This window comes from Haloferax profundi, assembly GCF_001469865.1.
GTDB lineage: Archaea > Halobacteriota > Halobacteria > Halobacteriales > Haloferacaceae > Haloferax > Haloferax profundi.
Window position 1 is genome coordinate 1 of sequence record NZ_LOPV01000168.1, and the last position, 706, is coordinate 706.

Annotated in this window: 2 pseudogenes; one reads left to right on the top strand and one right to left on the bottom strand. The window is 65.2% G+C overall.

What is annotated here, in order from left to right:
• Positions 1-255: pseudogene (locus AUR66_RS08675) on the top strand (universal stress protein); the annotation flags it as partial.
• A 16-nt stretch (positions 256-271) separates the two neighbouring features.
• Here AUR66_RS08675 and AUR66_RS08680 read toward each other — a convergent pair.
• Positions 272-706 (bottom strand): annotated as a pseudogene (locus tag AUR66_RS08680) (mechanosensitive ion channel); the annotation flags it as partial.

Genomic DNA, 706 nt, shown 5'->3' on the forward strand with positions numbered 1-706 from the left:
GAACTCAAGCGCGCGGTAGAACGCGAGTTCGGCCCGCTGACTCGCGCGCGCTACGTCGTCCGGAAAGGGTTCCTCGTCGAAGAGACCATCCTCGAAGAAGTTGCCGCCGAGGACGCCGATATCGTCGTCATCGGGTCCAAACAGGCGAGTCGCTGGCGGCGGATGCTCCGTCGGTTCCTCGACGACCCGGACATCGACGTGTTCCTCCGCGAGAAACTCGACGCCACGGTCATCACTGTCCGCGCCAACCACTGACACCGGCTGAACAGACTTATTCTGCGCCGTCGCCGCCGGTATCGGGTGACTCGGTGGCCTCTCCCGACGGTGACGCGACTGCGTGCCGCGCGCGTTCGGGACTGCCAGCGTCGACCTGAAGCGACCCACTCGTCTCGTCGAAGACGACGTGGGTGTGCGGGTAGGCGAACTCCACGTTCGCGTCGGACTCTTCGAGCAGGTTCCACAGACGTGTCTGCACGTCTGACTGGATACGCGGCATCTTGTAGGGTTTCGTCACCCAGTAGCGAAGGCGCAAGAGGACGCCGTTGTCGGCGTACGAGTGGAGGTACGCCGTCGGTTTCGCAGGGTAGCGAGCGCTGCCGACGCGAATGTCCGGACCCCCCTCGATGACCTGCTCTGTGTCGCGGGCGGCGCGTTCGACCAACTCGCGGGCCCGCGCCAACTCCGACTCGTAGGTGACGAGGACGTC